The following is a 14068-nucleotide window of genomic DNA, read 5'->3' as shown; positions in this document are numbered from 1 at the left end:
CCGAGTGGTGGGGCAAAGCCTTTTGCTTCCTTTTTGGCGTTTGAAAAAGGGAGTCGCCGTAAGGGCGAAACCATAAGTGGCCGTTACCGCAGCAATGGATATGTACTCGGTCAACACAACACAACACAACACAACACAACACAACACAACACAACACAACACAACTCAGGTCAGCGTCAGCTACAGACTGAACCGCTGCAACATAGCCCCCAGTCCTTCGGACATCGCCTTGAGCTCCTGGGTCGTTCGCACGATTGCGCTTTGGCCCGTTGCATTCTCTTCCACGCTTTGCGCGACCTTTTCCACATTGCTGGCGACATGATCACTCGCTGCGCGCTGTTCCTGCAATGACAGGGAAATGAAGCTCACGGCTGCAATGGATTCATCCAGCGCCCCCTTGATCCGCCCCATGGATTGCCCGGCGCTTGCGACCAGTTTCTGGCCTTGGGTCACACGCTCACAACCGGCAGCCATGCTGTCCTTCGCTTTGACCATGCCGTTTTGTATGGCATTGACCAAGGTCACGATTTCCGTGGTGGACTGGGCGGTGCGCGCGGCGAGGCTGCGCACCTCATCGGCGACCACGGCGAAGCCGCGACCCTGTTCACCGGCGCGCGCCGCTTCGATGGCGGCATTGAGGGCGAGGAGATTGGTCTGCTCGGCAATGCCGCGAATCACACCGACAATCAGGCTGATATTGTTCGACTGAATCGCCAGTTGATCGATGTCCACCGAACTCTGCGTCACCAGATCGGCAATCTGTTGCATTTCCTCGATGGACGCATGCATCACGGCCATGCCTTCGTCGGTGATTTCACCGGCTTTGTGCGCGGTGCTCTGGGCCTGGCAGGCATTGTCGGCGATGTGATTGATACTCACGGAAAGCTCTTCCACCGTGGCGGCCATCGATGAAGCAGCTTCACTCTGCAGGGCGGCACTGCTCAGACCTTGTTCCGAGGACGCGGACAGTTGTAGCGTGGCCACTTCGATCTGTTCGGAGGCCTGGCCGATCTTGCCGATCATGTCGCTCAAGCTATGACGCATCGCCTGGACGGAATGCAGGACACCGGTTGAAGGTTCCTGCCGATCATCCTGGGTGCGTGCCAGTTTTCCATGGGCGATGTTCGAGCTGATAGCGGCCAGCTCAGCAGGCTCGGCACCGAGCTGCAGGCCCAGCCGTCTGGAAAAGAACCATGAATAGGCCGCGCCAGCCAGCGTCGCCAACAGGAGAATCAACAAGCAGAGCCGGAGATTGGCGGTGTAGGCGATATGGTTTTGGTCAAACTGGTTCCTGGCTTCCAGCAGTTGAACCTCGATTAATTCGGCAAACTTATCCGACAAGGGGTCGAACAGCGGGTACAACTGCTCGATCGAGAAACGTGCCAGACCCACGTCGTCGTTCTGGCGCAGCATGCCCAGCAGACTTTGCAACGGACCGCGGGTGGCGGCCATCAGTGGATCAATCTGCGCGATCAGGCGGGTTTCTGCGGCAATCAGTTGCGTCGACTTGTAGGCTTGCCACGTTAGATCGATTTCCTTTTGTGCCTGATCGATCCGGCTCATCGAGTCCGCCCTGGTGAAGTTGCCATTGCGCGCCTTGTGGGTGGCATCGACGATGTTCACGGCATACAGGTCGGCGATTTTCTTCAGGTCCCGCAAGGGTACGACTCGATCGAGATAGACGGTTTCCAGGCTGTGCACGGCCGATTGCATGCCCAGGAGTCCTAGGCCGCCGACGCACAACAATCCCAGTAATAAAGCGGTAGTCAGCAGTAGAAGGTGAGTCCTGATTTTCCAGCTTTCCATAATCCGGTATTCCTAAGTCGACTTGTCCAGTCAGCAATTGAAGTTGAGCGTTATGCTCCATCCTGTGCGCACGGCACATTGATATCGTGTGCTGGACCAGCCAGGAAAAGCACGGTGTTACCGGCCGGAATTGACGAATTAGAGCGGTCTGACAGAGCGCGCCGAAGGATTTTTCAGACAGGCAGCTTGCGGGTAACCGGGAACACTGGCCTGTGAGGGGCCGTGGTGTGCGGTTTCTGATCGGAACAAAAGCGGGATTGCAGGCAAACCGGGATAGCCGTTTTTCAGGCGTATCGGTATGCTCAGCGCACAGTCCGAAATGCCAATGATAAACGACCACAGTGACGACATGAGCTCATCAGAAACGCGTGCGAATATCCTAGCGCTGTATCCGGAAGACTCCCGCGAGGCGGCGGCCCTGCTCAAGCAGGCCGTGCCCCTGATGGTTCGCCATAACATCCCGCCCAATCCCGTGCACTACGCACTCTGGTACACCTACAGCAAGGGCCAGGACCCGGAACTCATTCGCCACCTGGACCGGGTGGTCAGAGACTTTGACGGTTGCCCGCCAGAGGCTGCGACCCGGCTGTTCCGCCAGTACATCATTCGTGACGAACTCGAGGATGCCCGCGCAGAGCAGCATCAGGTCATCAACCTGGTCGATGGCATGGAGCGCGACGTCTCGCGCAGCGTGCAGGGCAGTCTCACTTTCCAGAACCGCCTGGGGCAGTGCCTGGAAATGCTCGATGAACCGGCCAGCGACCGCCTGCCGGGCATCTTGAGCGAACTGCAGCAGAGCACCCGGTTGATGCAGAGCCAGCAGGAGCACTTCCTCGCGCAACTGCACTCGGCGCAGGATGAAATCAAGACCCTGCGCGACAAACTGCAACGCGCGCAACTGGCCGCGACCCTCGATGGCTTGACCGAACTGCTCAACCGCACGGCGTTCACCCGCCTGCTGGAGCAGGCGCTGGGCAAGGCTTCCCGCGGGGTGGCCCTGGTGATCCTGGATATCGACCACTTCAAGCAATTCAATGATCAGTACGGTCACCCGCTGGGCGACCGGGTGCTGCAGCATGTCGCCCAGGTACTGCGCGGCGCGTTGCCAGCCACTGCTTTCGCCGCGCGCTACGGTGGCGAAGAGTTCTGCGTGGTCCTGCCCGATTGCGCCGACCTGGGCAGTGCCTGCGCCTTCGCCGAGCACCTGCGCCTGAAGGTCCAGTCCTTGCGCATCAAGGCGCGTGGCACCGACACCGTGCTGGACACCGTGACCGCATCCTTCGGTGTCGCCCTGGCACAATCCGGCGACAACCTGGAAAGCCTGCTGACGCGCGCCGATGACGGGTTGTACCAGGCCAAGCGTAATGGGCGTAATCAGGTATTTGCCTTGCAAATTGGGGCCGTGACTACCTTATCCTGACCTGAGACTGATACCTCGAATTCGTTGCACGTCTTCTGGTTAAAATTACAGTGTCCTAGTCCATTTCCCACAATTTTTTGGGATCTCGCCGGCTTGTGAGAGTTGCCTTCCGTCTGTAATTTGCTAACTCGGCACAGGCAATGCGAAAGGGATTTTTATGCTCGACATTTTGCGTGGCACACCACTGTGGGTTTACGCAGTTTTCTTTATCGTGACGTATTACGGCGTCATTGCCTGCTTCAAGAATCGTGAAACGAAAAAATCGTTACTACTGACACCGGCGATATTTGTCGCTATTTCCGTAGCCTCGCTGAAAATCTCCCAAGGATTTGTGGTTCCTCTTTCTGTTTATGCGATGGGGTTACTGGTTGGCTGGTTGCTGGCTTTGCGTTTTTACTCGTTCCACAACGTAAAACGTGAGGGTGAGGGGCTGGTGCTGGATGGCACAATCAGAGTGCTGATTGTGTATTGGTGCGTGGCGTTACTACAGCGGATACCAAGAGGCGGTGCATCCGCAATTGGCCAACGAAATTGGGTTGGTGGCCTGGTCGTCACTGGGGTCCGGGCTTATCAATGGTTTGATCGTTGGACGAAGTTTCAGGTTATTACGTTTTTTCAAGTCCGATAATGTGCCAGCGGTATCTTCTGAATGACGGCCTATCTGGAGGTTTGCTGCCAATAATTGATTCGGAACACGGTCGATGTATTGGTGGAGCGGGTTTGCCCGCTCCAACATTAGATTTTTGCCAGGCGCGACAGCACTTAAAGACCGTCAATGCTACGCGGCACGCCGAGCGGGTTGCTGTCGCGCAGCGCCTCGGGCAGCAATGCATCGGGGAAGCCCTGATAGCACACCGGCCGCAGGAAGCGTTCGATGGAGGTCATGCCCACCGAGGTGAAACGGCTGTCCGACGAGGCCGGGAAGGGGCCGCCGTGCACGCTGGCGAAAGACACCTCCTGCGGATGGGCGAAGGCGTTGACGACAATCCGTCCAGTGCGCCGCTCCAGTATCGGCAGCAAGCGACGGGCCAGTCCCAGGTCCTCCTCTTCAAGGTGCATGGCGGCACTGAGCTGACCGCGAAGTGCACGGGCGACCGCGAGCATTTGCGCCTCATCCTCGACCTTCACCAGCAGGGCTGCCGGACCGAATACCTCCTGGGCCAGGGCCGTTTCGCTAAGAAAACGCTGGCCGTCAACCTCAAGCAAGGTGGCCTGGCCATCAAGCGCCGCCGTGGCGGGCGAGCCTTCGGCGACGGGCGTGGCACCGGCGCCTTGCAGCTTGTCGAGACCGTTCAAGTAAGACCCGTGGATGCCCGGCGTCAGCATCGGACGTGCGGGTGCCATCCCCACACGATTGATCATGGCAGCGCGCAAGGGGTCGAATCCGGGCCCTGCGATGGCAATCAGGATCGCCGGTTTTAGACACGCTTGCCCGACATTGACCAGCATGCGCTCGACAAAACCGTCGCCGATCTGTGCACCACGCTCGGCCAGTGCCTGGGGCAGGATGAACGTGGGGTTGACGCTGGCCATTTCGGTGAACACCGGGATCGGCTCAGGGCGTTGCTGCGCCCGGCGATACAGCGCCATGCCGCCCTGTTCGGAGCCGGTGAAGGTTACCGCCTTGATCAATGGATGATCGACCAGGGCTTCGCCGATCGCGTTGCCGGCGCCGCGCACCATCGAGAACACGCCTTCAGGCAGGCCGCTGTCCTGCACCGCCTGGCGGATGGCCCGGGCCTGGATTTCCGAGGCGCCCGGGTGTGCGTTGTGGGCCTTGACGATCACCGTCGCGCCCGCCGCCAGCGCCGCGGCGGTGTCGCCTCCGGCCACTGAGTAGCTGATGGGGAAATTGCTCGCGCCAAACACCGCCACCGGGCCGAGGGCGATACTTTGCAGGCGATGATCCATGCGCGGGCGTGGCTGGCGCTCAGGTTGGGCCGGATCAATGGCCACCTGGAGGAAGCGGCCCCTGCGCACCACTTCGGCGAATTGGCGGAACTGGGTGGCGGCCTTGGCCGCTTCACCCAGCAGCTGGGCTTCGGGCAGGCCGGTTTCCAGCGCGGCCCGTGCCGCAAGCGGCTGGGCGACCACATCAAGATTGTCGGCGATGCGCTCCAGCAATGCCGCACGCTCGGCGAGCGAGGTATGGCTGTAGTGGTCAAAGGCGGCGTCGGCAAGCTGTGCCGCGATGTCCACTTCGACTACGCCACCGAAGGCGAAATCCGGCTCGATCAGTTGATGGGTGGCAGGATTGAGCGCTTTCATTGTCCCCGTGCTGGCGGGGACTTCGATGGCGCCGAGTAACAGGTTTCCAGTCAGTTTCATGGGCATGCTCACGGCTTGAGGGTAGCGATCAGTTGCTCGGTCGTCACAATCGAATGGGCGAAGGTCGGGCCGTTCAATTCGTGGGCGGCGTGCATCATTTCCAGTTTGAAAGCGGCGGTGGCGTCGCGCACCAGGGTGACGTGGTAGCCCAGTTCCTGGGCGTAACGGGCGGTGGCCTCGATACAGGTATTGGCCAGAAGGCCGACGATGATCACGTGGGTGATGCCTTTCTGTTTCAGGCGAAAGTCCAGGTCAGTATTGGCAAAACCGCTCGACCCCCAATGCTCCTGGACGACGATGTCGCCTGGCTGGGGCGCGAAATCGGGGTGCCATTCGCCACCCCATTCGCCGCGTGCGAAATGGTGCATGTGCTGGATCTTGCATTGGGTGGGACTCGGGTGATCCCAGTTCTCGTAGTCGCCTTGTTCCCAGCGCCGGTGCGGTACGATGAACACCGGCAGGTCAAGTGCGCGGACCGTACGGTCGAGGGCGCGCAGGTTGTCGAGCAGCCCGACTTGCCGGGCGATCGGCTCGAGCAGCGGGAAGATCTTGCCGCCTTCCGACAAAAAATCGTTGTAGGGATCGACCAGCAGGTAGGCGGTTCGAGCCAGGGGGTAGGACGTGTTGGACATGATGGATGCTCCAGTGAAATGGGCTGAGCGATGCCATGGGCTTGCCTTGGCAGCGTGTAGATATGATAATCATAGTTAATTGGAATGAGGCAAGCCCGTATGGCGCTAAAAAAGACTAGTCCTGAAACCTTGTGTCCGATTGCCCGGGCCGAGGACGTCGTCGGCGATCGCTGGACCGTGCTGGTGTTGCGCGAGTTGTTCATGCGCAATCATCGCTACGATGAGATCCAGGCGCAGACGGGCGGTACCCCGCAGATGGTCGCGGCTCGCCTGAAGAGCCTGGAGGCTGACGAAATGGTCGAACGCCGCGCCTACAGCGAGCGGCCACCGCGCTACGAGTACCATCTCACGGCGAAGGGGCAGGCGTTTTATTCCGTGGTCCTGGCATTACGTGCCTGGGGTGAAACCTGGTGCAAGTCGCCACAGGAGGGCTTAGCCGTGCGCTATACCCACCAGCGTTGCGGGCAGCCTGCCGGGCTGGGGCCGCTGTGCGAACATTGCGGTGAATTGTTGCGGCGCGACGAACTGGTCAGCGAGCCGAGTGCAGCCTATGCCCTGGAGCGCCAGGAACGACGCGAGGCCTTCAAGCGCAAGCCGGTGGCCAAATCCGCAGAGTGAAGGCGACGTCTTTTACTATTCGTTGCACTGATAGTGATCATCATCCATCACAAGTTCTGTTGTGGCCGGCAAACAAGGAACATGGCGTGCATTGAAAACGCTTGTGGAACCCTGTGATGAAGATGTTGACTCGACTGGCGCTGATCGCCCCCTTGCTGCTGTCGGGGTGCGCCTCAGCCCCCAATGACCCGACGCTGACGCTGCAAACGAAAAAGGCGCCGGCGGATTACGCCCACTGTGTCTTGCCGAAACTGCAGGACAACGCGCTGAGCGCAACGATCTCGCAAACCCAGCGCAGCTATCGAATCGTCGTTTCGAGCAAAGTTGCCGCCGACGATGTGCTCGAGGCGTACAAGGCCTCGAACGGCGGGAAGGTGTTCCTGTACGAACGCACGTTGCTGGCCTCGACATTCGGGCCATCGCGACTCGAACGTGCGGCCCAGGAGTGCCTTTGAAAAGCCCCGTGGCGTGGGCACGGCCAGTACTGGGAAACCAATGCCTTCGATGACATCAAGGTTGAGCGACCCACATGGCCGCTCAATTGAAGTGGGTGTTAGAAGAGAACGAAAGCAGAGGCCGTTGTTTGATTCAAGTTGATGTTGCCGACTTCCAGTACTTCATATTCCGCGCGGATACCGATATTGCGAAATACATCGAATTCAACGCCGGCACCGTAGGTCAGGTCGACGCCCGTATCATCGTCGGCAGCATTGCCGTCCGCATCCCAGGCATGAGCACCGACACTGCCGAAGATACGCACCCGATCTCCCAGCGGAAAGCCGACATGGGCACTGGCCTGGACGGATTTACCGTCGAAATCAAGTTCCTTGTCCTCGAACTGGCCGAGATCCACGAAGGCGCCCTCAAAGGCCAGATAGCTGTTGAGACGATAACCTGCGAAAACCTTGTAGCTGGAGTCGTCATCACTCAAATGGGTTTTATCGGTTTCAATATTGCTGACGCCAGCGCCGAGGTATAAACCTTTGTCATCAGCGAGCGCCTGAAAAGACAGCAACGAAAGCAGCGATACGAAGCCAAGATTTCGAAGTAGCATGTGAGGTGGGTCCTTATACGGGTTGTGGGTGGTGATGCAGGGCGTTAATAAGCGTCAATAATCCAGGCCAACGCGACGCCACATAAATAAGCGGCAAGGCACAGGATGATTTTCTGTTTGAGTGGCAGCGTACTTAATCGATAGCGCATGCTTATCCCCTTGAGTAGACCTAAGCAATCCTGGCCATTCAGTGGGTAGGTTGAAAATCATTGATTGTTATTTTTCTGGCGTTGCCAGCATTGCACGGTTGCGCCTGGACGTTTCCGAGGGCGTCTCGCCATAAGCGTCCTGATACGCCTTGGAAAATCGGCTCAGATGATGAAAATTCCAATGCATTGCTGTTTCAGTGACTGTAGGCCAGGTGTTGCGGATCAAGTCTCGGCGGACATGGGCGAGTCTCAGGTTTCTGATGTAGGCGATCGGCGAAGTGCCGAATGTTTCAACGAAACCATGATGCAAGCTGCGAGTGGTGGTTTGCAGTTGTTTTACCAGCACCTTCATGTTCAATGGCTTGTTTGTGTTTTGATGAATGTACTCAATTGCCTCTGTCGCGATCTTCCTTCTGGTCGGGGGCCTCAGTGCGGAGCGGCCAACGGGTGTCAGGGCCCGTATCAGGGCAACCAGCAATGCATCTTCATTACATGATTGTTCATGGCGTTTGCGCTGTTTCAACGCAGACTCATGGGGGGAGGTCAAGTAAGCATTGAAGACGTCAATGGCGGATTGTACTAATTTGAAATTGGCAACCTGGAAGCGGTATGCCTGTCGATTTGCAAGGACGTCGATCAATGAATGGTTTGCGACGCACTGTTGGTAATGTTCTACATTTGTGGTCAGGGTAAACAGGGTTTCATTCGGCTCGCAGGTGTAGCGTACAAACTCGCCGCTATACAACACGATTATTTCGTTAGGCCGCAATTCACGGTTGTTGACAGTGGGTCGACTAATCGTAGATTGGGATATGGCCAAGGTTACACAGTCATGAGGTACAAAGCCGATTAGCGTGACAGCTGAATCAAAGTGCAGTCGACTGCATTGGCGCCTGCAATCCTGCATGAGTTTATGCGCACTATTGCGTACTTCGCGCTTTGAGGGGGCGATGCTCATCACGTCGACGACTCCCGCATGAGCTCCAGTGCCGCAGCAAAAACGTACGTGTCGCTCGTGGATAACTCCACCAGGCTCTGAAGTTTGCACGGCGCTATTTTCGAGCCAAAGATGGCTGACTGGTTTGACGGGCCGAGGTCTGAGGCATTAAAGGCAAAGAAATCATCCACGCGATAATCGGTACAAATCTTGTAACTTGATTGTTCTTCGATCAGCTTGTTTTCGTTGCTTTCAATGCGCGTCAGGTTGGCCTTGTAGTGTTCCTTGTCGTCGGCCCAGGCCTTGAGCGAAAGCAATACACCAAAGGATACGCTTGCGAGGTTTTTAAGCAGCATTGAGGTGCTTTCCTTGTTGATGATTTTTCAGGCAGAGCAGTGTGTCTGCCGTATCACTGTCACGGATTTGCCATCGGATAGTCCTGTGCTGACGATGTTTGTTGAAGTCAAAAATTCATATTTTCAAACGGGAGTCAGCGAAAGCTCATCGCTCTCGTTGTCAGTGTTTTGCGAGGGGGGCAATGGGTCATCAACCGCGCTGTCACCTTGATTACGTTCATTTTCAGAATGGATTTTCAGGTGTTTCAACTTTATTTTTTCGTTCGGGCTCAGTTCTATTTCGTAGAACTCGATTTCCGTGCTGCCGATGGCGTATTCATTGTACGCCATTGAATGAAAAGGTAAGGCGGCTAGAAATAGAACTGCCAGGATCTTGGTCATCATTGATTTGACGGCTCGCGAACACGATAAAGGCGGGATCTTGGTGGGGGGAGGGTGCTTGATTCAAATCACTAATTATTATTTTTGTTATGGTGTGATTTGCTGAGGTGCCTCAGTGATTCATGCAGCGCAGGCGGCCGACATCATGCACATAAAAACACACGCTGTTTTTGTCGGCGGTAGGGAGTAATTCGTAGTTTAGGATAGTGCCTTCCTGAAGAATGAATTGACGCCTGAAAAACAGATCCGGAGTTTTTTCGATGGCGAATAATTCGTTGTCCTGGCTCAGTTTGACGTTATTGATTTTTATCTGGACGTGATGATTGCTTTCCCGGATAACCTGCGCCGAAATAGTCGCGTTACGAATTTTTCCGTTCAAGCTTTCCAGGGTGGTTTGTGTCAGTCGACCATGGCCGATAGTCAGATACTCTTCAGTGTTGAGCTGATTCGAATCCTCCAGCCATTGTCGGGTCATGGTTTGATAACTGATATTTTCCATGTAGTAAGAGGGTGAGTACATCAAGGAAAAGATACAGGCGGCGTTGATGATCGCAAGCACTATCCAATGTGCGGTCGAAGGTGTCATTGACTTCATAGGGTGACTTCCAAGCATTGCCGAATCATCAGTGCAAGGTCTTTTTGCTCGCTATTCAATTGCAGGTTTGCAGTGCTGAGATCTGGGCGAATGCACGAAACGGAATAGTTGGATTTAAAAAGGTTTAGCCAAACGTCGCCCTTTAAATTGAGCGAAAGTTGTTTGATCTGTGCGATCGAAAGATCCCTCAGTTCCTCTGCCTCCGCAATATTGTGGCCTACGGCATGGATGGACAACTCATTGTGTTTTACGCTGGAAACTTCAACTTTTGGTGTGTCGAAGCCGGAGTGGAAGCCGGTGTAGGCACACACTCCCAAGGTCAGGACATAGCCGATCAACTGGAATTTTGTAATGTAAGTTGATGCTCCGGTTTTCCCTGCAGGCACCGGCAGAGCATCTTTTTTCTGTGGCGCCAACGCTTCAAGGGCGGGCACGGGTTCCGCTTCATCTGAAGGTGTCGGCAACTCGGCCTGTGCATCCATTACATAGAGACGGTTGAAGCAATAACCTCTTCGCGGAACCGTCATCACTATTTCGTGATCACGACTGTCATTAAGCAGGTTTCTAAGAGAGAAAACGGCCTGGTTCAAACTGCCGGAGGCGACGACGCGGTCATTCCAGGTGTAATCGATGATTTCCTCACGGCTTTTGGTCTGGCCGGGGTCCATCAACAGCAGGTCCAGTAGACGCGATTCGGCTCTACCTATGGTAGAGCTTTGAACTTCTCCATGGGTTGTAGTGATGGTAAGCAAAGCGGTATCTGGATCGAAAAGGGCCATGGCACCGTTTTTCAATTTGAAGGCGTAGCGCATGGGTATCCTCCGTTCAGGTGGTTCGGGCTGAGTATAGAGACGGTTTTGACAGGCCGGATTTGACGCAGTGCGTTCTTGTCGGGGAGTGAACGGCAATGAGCGGGCAAGCGCGGGTAATCCACGGAGGCTCAATCGGGGGCGGTGATGATGCTCGAATCGCGCGATCTGCGCTATCCGAAAAATGCAAGGCAGGGGTATTGGAAGGTCTGTTACCGCGAGTTAAACGGTATTGCGAAACCCCATGCTCGATTGCATCGCATTGCAATCCCGTGACACTGGATGGCAGGGCACTCAATGTTGCGATGGGGTTTCGAGCGAGTTGTTACTGGCCGGACAGCAGTGCTTGCATGTCGTTCGTCATGTCTTTGAATGCAACCTTGAAATCGTTGGCGACAATTGGCTGGCTGGCATTTTTCACGGTTTCACCGAACACCTTGCGAACCACCTTGGCGACCGGCAAACCGGTTCTGGCATCTACCAGGTCGGCTTCCAGGTACAGTTCGGCGGTCTGATCGCGATGGCCGGTGGCTGCTTGTGTCGCCCCGACAATGGCGGCGATCGGCACGGCCTCATACCAATGCATGCCTTCGTTGTTGGCGCTGACGTGGGTGATTGCCGCTTGCAGGATCAGCGTCCGTGAATCGGCCGGTGCGCGCGGCACCTTTGAGACAATGGTGTAGTAGGGGCTCAAGGCAGATTTGATACTGTTGCTGGCCGCAGTCTGTACGTCCTGCAGGGTTTTCAGGTTGACGCGCTCGGACGGTTTCGGCGCCGGGTACAGCTCTACCTGCTCGAACACCACAGTGGAGTAGGCGTGTGGATCAAACCCTGGCGCCGTCCAGCGCAGTACCTTCTGTTCACTCGGTGTAGTCTGCTCTTGCAGCCCCTCGTAATTGGGGAGGAAGCCGGAGTATTGATTCGGCTGCGCCACTTTGGAGACACAACCGACCTGAAACACGCAGCTCAAGGCAATACCGGCAATCCATCCATTCGACATGCTCATGTGTTCTGTTCTCAAGTGATGAAAGTTATCGATCAGACTGCCTGCCGTGGCCGGATAATCCGAATCAATAACCGTCAACAACTCTCAAACCGGGGCGTCAATTTACATCAGGGATTGCGCCGATCAGCTCTGGCAGAACCGGATCCGGTTGCCGAACGGATCGTAGACTTCCAGGACTTGCCCCCAGCCCTGCTGGACAATATCCGGACGTCCATAGCCGTAGTGCTTGGCAAGTAACTCATCGCGAAGCAGTTCGATATTGTTCATCGGCACAAACACCGTCGAGCCCGGGCTGGCGTCGCCATGATGTTCGGAAAGGTGCAGTTGCAGGCCGTTGCGGCTGATGCCCAGATACAGTGGCAGGTCGGCTTCGAACCGGTGTTCGAATTCGATGCTGAAGCCCAGGAAATCGAGATAGAACTCACGGGCCTTGGCTTCGTCGAACATACGCAATATGGGAATGGGTCTGTCGAATGTAACTGTGGATACGGGCTGGGTGGCTGTGGGGGGAAGCATCGCAGACGCAGTGTTCCAGTCCTTGTAGCCCAGTTGCTGCGCGACCAGTTCCAACGCGGTGGAGTGAGACAGGCCCTGATTGCGTTCCTCCAGCGAGGCGCGCAACTGTTTGGCCATTTGTTTGGCTTGCTCGATTGAAAACATCATTGCTCCTGTAGCCGAGATGCCTTGGTGCTCGCGTTGCCAAACCTCGACCGTCAAGAGATACGACAGGGTTCGCACGAAAAAGCGATGCTTTCACCTTTCCCATCGGGAGCGAGCGGCGGGCAGCATTGGCCCGGTGCCGATGGTACATAGCCGCTCCTGTGACGGGAAGACCCGCGCCCGTGTATCGCTGTGTATCCAGCCCCCTCGAACGCAGACTGGCTTACAAATGCCCCTGCAACCGGATACATCCGGGATACACGGTTGCCGTCAAATAGCCCTGCCTTAGCGAGAAAGCAACCGCGCCTCGCACCACGGCTTATCGCCCTTTTGGCAATGACCCATGCGGCTCGACCGCCCACAGTATCCGGAGAATCACCATGTCCCGTATGTCAAACAAATCCCGTATTGGCCTGATCGCTGTTGCACTGGCCGGCAGCCTCAACCTCGCTTCGAACGCCTTTGCCGCAGACGCGCTGCCTCAGGGGTATCAACTGGCCTCGGCGGAAAAAACCAGTGAAGGCAAATGTGGCGAAGGCAAGTGTGGCGAAGGCAAGTGTGGCGCTGAAGAAGCCGGCGCCAAAGTGACCAAGGCCGGCGAAGGCAAGTGCGGTGAAGGCAAGTGCGGCGATGCTTCGTTCGCCCGTACCGACACCGACCACGACGGCCGCGTTTCGCTCAAGGAACTGCTGACCGTTGCCCCGCAGGGCGGCGAGGAGTTCAAGGCCATGGACACCAACAACGACGGTTTCCTCTCCGAAGGCGAAGTCTACAAATTCCGCACAAACCAGTTCACCTCCAATGGCAAGAAAGTGCCTACGGAGTTGTTTACCCAGATGAGCAAGGCCAAGAGCTGATTGGGAGTTGCATCGGTCAATAACCTCCCTGGGATTTTCCTGGGGAGGTTTCTGTGTACAGATCCATTGCTGCTGTAACGGCGGCTTGTGGTTTCGTCCATGCGGTGCGTCACTTGGACAAAGCCTGTATGAGTGAGGCTTGCCCGCGAAGGCGACCTGACAGCCGACCTGACTTTTACGGGGGCACCTGGATCCCCTGTGGGAGCGAGCCTGCTGGCGATTGATCGTTCCCACGCGCAGCAAAGGAATGCCGCCAGGGACGCTCCGCATTCCGCTGACGACGCATTAATTGAGTCGTGCGCAACGGTGATGCAAGCGTCACAAGAAGCCCTGTGTGAAATTGGTTGCCTGCGTACATATCCATTGCTGCGGTAACGGCCTCCTATGGTTTCGCCCTTACGGCGACTCCCTTTTTCAAACGCCAAAAAGGAAGCAAAAGGCTTTGCCCCACCACTCGGTG

At 56.4% G+C, this 14068-nt stretch carries 16 protein-coding genes; 5 read left to right on the top strand and 11 right to left on the bottom strand.

All coding sequences use genetic code 11. The features are described 5' to 3' along the window. Positions 1-180: 180 nt before the first annotated feature. Positions 181-1806, bottom strand: coding sequence for a methyl-accepting chemotaxis protein (locus AC1Q8Q_RS31495; RefSeq protein ID WP_020801236.1), 1626 nt, complete (start codon positions 1804-1806; stop codon positions 181-183). 349 nt (positions 1807-2155) lie between these two features. Between AC1Q8Q_RS31495 and AC1Q8Q_RS31490 the strand changes: the two genes are divergently transcribed. Continuing rightward, the gene (locus AC1Q8Q_RS31490) at positions 2156-3226 is read left to right on the top strand and encodes a GGDEF domain-containing protein (RefSeq protein WP_492615944.1); all 1071 of its coding nucleotides are present in this window, start codon (positions 2156-2158) and stop codon (positions 3224-3226) included. Positions 3227-3383: 157 nt separating this feature from the next. Beyond that, positions 3384-3854, top strand: a complete 471-nt coding sequence (locus AC1Q8Q_RS31485; RefSeq protein ID WP_492615943.1) for a hypothetical protein — start codon at positions 3384-3386, stop codon at positions 3852-3854. A 134-nt stretch (positions 3855-3988) separates the two neighbouring features. Here AC1Q8Q_RS31485 and AC1Q8Q_RS31480 read toward each other — a convergent pair whose 3' ends face one another. Both AC1Q8Q_RS31480 and AC1Q8Q_RS31475 read right to left on the bottom strand, forming a co-directional pair. Beyond that, positions 3989-5554 (bottom strand): aldehyde dehydrogenase (NADP(+)), encoded by a 1566-nt coding sequence (locus tag AC1Q8Q_RS31480; RefSeq protein ID WP_492599289.1) that lies wholly within the window; start codon positions 5552-5554, stop codon positions 3989-3991. An 8-nt stretch (positions 5555-5562) separates the two neighbouring features. Beyond that, positions 5563-6186 carry a cysteine hydrolase family protein gene (locus tag AC1Q8Q_RS31475; protein WP_020801232.1) on the bottom strand — a complete coding sequence of 208 codons (624 nt, stop codon included), beginning with the start codon at positions 6184-6186 and terminating at the stop codon, positions 5563-5565. A gap of 99 nt (positions 6187-6285) precedes the next feature. Here AC1Q8Q_RS31475 and AC1Q8Q_RS31470 point away from each other — a divergent pair, with 99 nt between their 5' ends. Both AC1Q8Q_RS31470 and AC1Q8Q_RS31465 read left to right on the top strand, forming a co-directional pair. Continuing rightward, positions 6286-6804, top strand: a complete 519-nt coding sequence (locus AC1Q8Q_RS31470) for a winged helix-turn-helix transcriptional regulator (RefSeq protein ID WP_110751261.1) — start codon at positions 6286-6288, stop codon at positions 6802-6804. A 116-nt stretch (positions 6805-6920) separates the two neighbouring features. After that, the gene (locus AC1Q8Q_RS31465) at positions 6921-7259 is read left to right on the top strand and encodes a hypothetical protein (protein ID WP_432669455.1); all 339 of its coding nucleotides are present in this window, start codon (positions 6921-6923) and stop codon (positions 7257-7259) included. A 98-nt stretch (positions 7260-7357) separates the two neighbouring features. Here the strand turns inward: AC1Q8Q_RS31465 and AC1Q8Q_RS31460 are convergent, their stop codons facing one another. The 8 genes from AC1Q8Q_RS31460 to AC1Q8Q_RS31425 all read right to left on the bottom strand — a co-directional run bounded on the left by AC1Q8Q_RS31460 (position 7358) and on the right by AC1Q8Q_RS31425 (position 12751). Then, positions 7358-7858: a porin family protein gene (locus AC1Q8Q_RS31460; RefSeq protein WP_020801229.1), complete on the bottom strand. Its 501-nt coding sequence runs from the start codon at positions 7856-7858 to the stop codon at positions 7358-7360. A gap of 216 nt (positions 7859-8074) precedes the next feature. Beyond that, a complete protein-coding gene (locus AC1Q8Q_RS31455) occupies positions 8075-8965 on the bottom strand; it encodes an AraC family transcriptional regulator (RefSeq protein ID WP_432669456.1) in 891 nt (296 codons plus the stop codon). Beyond that, on the bottom strand, positions 8965-9300 hold the full coding sequence (locus AC1Q8Q_RS31450) for a hypothetical protein (RefSeq protein ID WP_020801227.1): 336 nt from the start codon (positions 9298-9300) through the stop codon (positions 8965-8967). Before AC1Q8Q_RS31450 ends, AC1Q8Q_RS31455 begins: the two co-directional genes overlap by 1 nt. Positions 9301-9423: 123 nt before the next feature. Further along, on the bottom strand, positions 9424-9684 hold the full coding sequence (locus AC1Q8Q_RS31445) for a hypothetical protein (protein ID WP_020801226.1): 261 nt from the start codon (positions 9682-9684) through the stop codon (positions 9424-9426). 109 nt (positions 9685-9793) lie between these two features. Continuing rightward, on the bottom strand, positions 9794-10276 hold the full coding sequence (locus tag AC1Q8Q_RS31440; RefSeq protein ID WP_020801225.1) for a hypothetical protein: 483 nt from the start codon (positions 10274-10276) through the stop codon (positions 9794-9796). Further along, positions 10273-11088 (bottom strand): winged helix-turn-helix domain-containing protein, encoded by an 816-nt coding sequence (locus AC1Q8Q_RS31435; RefSeq protein WP_033044057.1) that lies wholly within the window; start codon positions 11086-11088, stop codon positions 10273-10275. Before AC1Q8Q_RS31435 ends, AC1Q8Q_RS31440 begins: the two co-directional genes overlap by 4 nt. A 322-nt stretch (positions 11089-11410) precedes the next feature. After that, the gene (locus tag AC1Q8Q_RS31430) at positions 11411-12091 is read right to left on the bottom strand and encodes a DUF3313 domain-containing protein (RefSeq protein ID WP_492615942.1); all 681 of its coding nucleotides are present in this window, start codon (positions 12089-12091) and stop codon (positions 11411-11413) included. A 123-nt stretch (positions 12092-12214) separates the two neighbouring features. Further along, positions 12215-12751, bottom strand: coding sequence for a glyoxalase superfamily protein (locus AC1Q8Q_RS31425; RefSeq protein ID WP_033044059.1), 537 nt, complete (start codon positions 12749-12751; stop codon positions 12215-12217). Between the two features lie 380 nt (positions 12752-13131). Between AC1Q8Q_RS31425 and AC1Q8Q_RS31420 the strand changes: the two genes are divergently transcribed. Beyond that, entirely contained in the window at positions 13132-13608 is a 477-nt protein-coding gene (locus AC1Q8Q_RS31420) for an HvfA family oxazolone/thioamide-modified RiPP metallophore (protein WP_020801220.1), read from the top strand. The last annotated feature ends 460 nt before the right edge of the window (positions 13609-14068 follow it).

Source organism: Pseudomonas sp. GW823-FHT06B06, assembly GCF_058795195.1.
Note: the sequence above shows the minus strand (reverse complement) of the source record. Positions and strands in the feature narration are given on the sequence as shown.

What these genes read in the sequence shown, in the direction of transcription:
- AC1Q8Q_RS31495 (WP_020801236.1), bottom strand. Translation starts at nt 1,806, where the DNA reads ATGGAAAGCTGGAAAATCAGGACTCACCTTCTACTGCTGACTACCGCT.
- AC1Q8Q_RS31490 (WP_492615944.1), top strand. Translation starts at nt 2,156, where the DNA reads ATGAGCTCATCAGAAACGCGTGCGAATATCCTAGCGCTGTATCCGGAA.
- AC1Q8Q_RS31485 (WP_492615943.1), top strand. Translation starts at nt 3,384, where the DNA reads ATGCTCGACATTTTGCGTGGCACACCACTGTGGGTTTACGCAGTTTTC.
- AC1Q8Q_RS31480 (WP_492599289.1), bottom strand. Translation starts at nt 5,554, where the DNA reads ATGAAACTGACTGGAAACCTGTTACTCGGCGCCATCGAAGTCCCCGCC.
- AC1Q8Q_RS31475 (WP_020801232.1), bottom strand. Translation starts at nt 6,186, where the DNA reads ATGTCCAACACGTCCTACCCCCTGGCTCGAACCGCCTACCTGCTGGTC.
- AC1Q8Q_RS31470 (WP_110751261.1), top strand. Translation starts at nt 6,286, where the DNA reads ATGGCGCTAAAAAAGACTAGTCCTGAAACCTTGTGTCCGATTGCCCGG.
- AC1Q8Q_RS31465 (WP_432669455.1), top strand. Translation starts at nt 6,921, where the DNA reads ATGAAGATGTTGACTCGACTGGCGCTGATCGCCCCCTTGCTGCTGTCG.
- AC1Q8Q_RS31460 (WP_020801229.1), bottom strand. Translation starts at nt 7,858, where the DNA reads ATGCTACTTCGAAATCTTGGCTTCGTATCGCTGCTTTCGTTGCTGTCT.
- AC1Q8Q_RS31455 (WP_432669456.1), bottom strand. Translation starts at nt 8,965, where the DNA reads ATGAGCATCGCCCCCTCAAAGCGCGAAGTACGCAATAGTGCGCATAAA.
- AC1Q8Q_RS31450 (WP_020801227.1), bottom strand. Translation starts at nt 9,300, where the DNA reads ATGCTGCTTAAAAACCTCGCAAGCGTATCCTTTGGTGTATTGCTTTCG.
- AC1Q8Q_RS31445 (WP_020801226.1), bottom strand. Translation starts at nt 9,684, where the DNA reads ATGATGACCAAGATCCTGGCAGTTCTATTTCTAGCCGCCTTACCTTTT.
- AC1Q8Q_RS31440 (WP_020801225.1), bottom strand. Translation starts at nt 10,276, where the DNA reads ATGAAGTCAATGACACCTTCGACCGCACATTGGATAGTGCTTGCGATC.
- AC1Q8Q_RS31435 (WP_033044057.1), bottom strand. Translation starts at nt 11,088, where the DNA reads ATGCGCTACGCCTTCAAATTGAAAAACGGTGCCATGGCCCTTTTCGAT.
- AC1Q8Q_RS31430 (WP_492615942.1), bottom strand. Translation starts at nt 12,091, where the DNA reads ATGAGCATGTCGAATGGATGGATTGCCGGTATTGCCTTGAGCTGCGTG.
- AC1Q8Q_RS31425 (WP_033044059.1), bottom strand. Translation starts at nt 12,751, where the DNA reads ATGTTTTCAATCGAGCAAGCCAAACAAATGGCCAAACAGTTGCGCGCC.
- AC1Q8Q_RS31420 (WP_020801220.1), top strand. Translation starts at nt 13,132, where the DNA reads ATGTCCCGTATGTCAAACAAATCCCGTATTGGCCTGATCGCTGTTGCA.